Raw genomic sequence first — 3,040 nt, 5'->3', positions numbered from 1 at the left:
GTATTATGATAGATTTTGAATATAACAATATTAATTTTTAGTGGTGCGATAATAAATTAATATTTCCTACATAGATGAAAAGGGAAGGGGAATTATATGAAGGCTGTACAGGGCGATCCAAATTGGAATTTGGTTACAGATACATATATAGAACCAAATAATTTCGCTGAATTATTTTCTTTGCTTGTACCTTGTCACCCAAAAGGTGAGGGGAAAGAACGAACTATATTAGTATGGAAAGAAAAAGAATTTTATAAAGAAGAAAATTTAGCGGCATTTATCGTATATGGCATGAATAAAGCAAAGAAATTACCGCAGTTTCATAAAGATGAAATTCCAACTTTAGTGCGTATTCTTCGCTTATGCCAAGAGATTGGTTGGTATGAAGAGGCAAATGATTTTATGATAGCGCAAGGATTAGCTGAGTTTGTTCATACTTCATTGGAATATGAAACATGGGATCTTTTGACGCAATCAGTTGCTTTAAATTATTTAATTATTAAATATCGTATAGGTGAATTGACAGATAGGGATATTGAAATTTGGGATAGAGTTAAATTTAATGAGAAGTGTATAACCGATTGTAAACATTTATTATCTCATAAAGAAGTATTGGAATTTACATTCTTTTATATGTGCAAGAGAGCGAAATCATTATCAAAAGAGCAATTAAATAGTGATATGATGAGTTTAGCAATGTATTGTAATACTTTTGTATATGATTTGTATACACATGATTTATTACGGAAATATCGTAAGTGTACAGATTTCCTATCATATTATGGACCTAGTCAGGCAGTTTTAGCATGTCAAAGAGCTGTATTATCTCAAATTTCCGATCGCTTAGACCCATTAAAGACAACGCATGTAGATGATTATTTATATGTGATGAAAGAAATGATGGAGCATATGACGATAGGAGTAATGGATCGATACGGTCATTTTATTGGAAAGCTACTATCTTATGTGCCATTTTTCGAAATGATACAAGTTCCACAGCATGCATATTATTGTGAAGAATTACTGTATATTTGTAAGGGCATTGAATATAAAGAAGAAACACTACGCAATTATATATTTATACAATTACATGATTGTTTACCATCATTCTTTAGGCTATTTCTTAAAAATAAGCGTTACGCAACGATTCATGATATTCTTTTCTATTGGTGCGATGACGAACAACGAATGAGCTTAGAGAAAAAATATAATCTGAGCTTTATTTATGAAAAATATGCTTGTGGATAAACAATATTTTCGATATGAAAAATTAATATAAATTAAAAAGGATCTCCAGTTTATGTGAGATCCTTTTTTGTTAGTAAAACAAGGAGAAAGTGATTAAGACAAGAAAAAACATTCCATATAGGAGAAGTTGTTCAGTATAACTTCCTTGTATACCAAAAAAAGTATTGGCTTTCTTATACAAATTCAATATGTATTTTATTGGAGTATCTTTGAAAGATTGGTACACAGTGTCTCCTCTTTCTAAGCTTCTTGTTCTTGTTTTTGTTTTTGGTTATAAGGGACATTAATATATCTAGCTACAAATAATAAAACAGCCATAAAGAATACTGGAAATACAGTAGATAAATAAAAGCCATTACTAATTATATTTGTTATGAGAGCACTCAAAAGAAAAATAGCATTATAAATATGGGCAATTTTTTGTTTTAGTTGCACTTGAAATGATTCCATCATAATTTCTAATGCAACAAAAGCAATAATAATAGATAAAAATACAATGTTTGTATTGTAAATGATTAAACAACAGATTAAACCTAAAAAGGCTACGTATTCAATTATAAGAGGTATATTGCGTGGCATACAATTTACCTAACTAAATATGGCAGTGGATTTACTGCATTTGTTTTTTCAAAATTCCATTCTCCATTATGTAATTCAAAATGAAGATGCTGCCCGTATGAATGACCTGTGTTTCCCATATGACCTATTAATTGTCCAGTTTGTACTTGATCACCAGCTTGTACAGTGCGATCCTTCATATGAGCATAAACAGTTGTATATAATTTCCCATTGATTTGATGCGCAATGAAAACAACATTGCCATAGCTAGCTGAATAATAAGATTTCACAACTTTACCTGCAGCAGCAGCTTGGATAGAGACGTTCCCTGGAGCGGCAATATCTATACCATAATGCATTTGTTCCCAGCGTATATCAAAGGTTGAGCTAATTCTTCCTTGAGCAGGGAATTTGAAAGCAGCTGGAATTGATGAAGGTTGATCTGTTTTAGCTTGTGGTTGATTTTGTACTACATAGTGTTTTGCTACATATCCGTATCCTGTGCCAAAACGAATTTTATACCAAGTTCCTACAGTTTCTACTACTTGTACTTGTGTACCGTTTTGTAATGAACCGAGTAGAGCGCTACTTGTACTAGCGTTGCTACGTACATTTAGATTAGGTGTTGCAACAGTATATTTTGTATTATTTTGAACGGTGATTCCTTTTACTAAGGGTTGTGAACCATTAGAGATGAATGCTTTTTGTACGTAACCTGTTTGGCCATTATGCGATATTTTATACCATTCGCCTTGATCTTCTTGAACGGTAATAAACTTGCCATTTGGTAATACATCTAAAATGGAAGATTCTAAATTAGGTTCAGAGCGAACGTTTAATGCATTAGCATTAACGATGTATTGATCATTAGAATGAAGTTTGTTTTTTAGTAAAATAGCATCTTTTTGTACATAACCTACTTTATTATGAACAGATACTTTATACCACTCATTAGTTGTTTCAAGGATGTTCACTTTTGTATTAAAGCGAATTGTATCAATTGATGTGCTTTTTACGTTATCTTCTGTATGTAATGCTACTTGATCGACTTTGACATACCCAGTTTTAATATTAGATAATTGTTCAGCGTTTGCTTTTTGTACATTTGTTTCACCCATAGAAGGAAGTAAAGAAGCAATCGCTACAGTAGTTGCTGTTAAAGCAGTAGCTTTCATATTCATGGAATAGAGACCTCCTCTAGTTGTATAGTTGTAATTTTATTATAGTATAAAGA

The 3,040-nt window shown here is 31.6% G+C and carries 3 protein-coding genes; 1 reads left to right on the top strand and 2 read right to left on the bottom strand.

The features are described 5' to 3' along the window. Positions 1-96 precede the first annotated feature (96 nt). A complete protein-coding gene (locus ABWK52_RS21535; RefSeq protein WP_000648912.1) occupies positions 97-1,248 on the top strand; it encodes a DUF3965 domain-containing protein in 1,152 nt (383 codons plus the stop codon). Positions 1,249-1,488: 240 nt separating this feature from the next. On the opposite strand, the gene ABWK52_RS21530 is transcribed toward ABWK52_RS21535, so the two are convergent. Together ABWK52_RS21530 and ABWK52_RS21525 are read right to left on the bottom strand one after the other, a co-directional pair. Further along, positions 1,489-1,827 carry a hypothetical protein gene (locus ABWK52_RS21530; protein WP_001137824.1) on the bottom strand — a complete coding sequence of 113 codons (339 nt, stop codon included), beginning with the start codon at positions 1,825-1,827 and terminating at the stop codon, positions 1,489-1,491. A gap of 5 nt (positions 1,828-1,832) precedes the next feature. Further along, positions 1,833-2,987, bottom strand: a complete 1,155-nt coding sequence (locus tag ABWK52_RS21525; protein ID WP_001056031.1) for an SH3 domain-containing protein — start codon at positions 2,985-2,987, stop codon at positions 1,833-1,835. Positions 2,988-3,040 lie beyond the last annotated feature (53 nt).

It is taken from the genome of Bacillus sp. AP50 (assembly GCF_040492675.1).
GTDB lineage: Bacteria > Bacillota > Bacilli > Bacillales > Bacillaceae_G > Bacillus_A > Bacillus_A cereus.
This window is presented reverse-complemented; position numbering and strand designations above follow the sequence as displayed.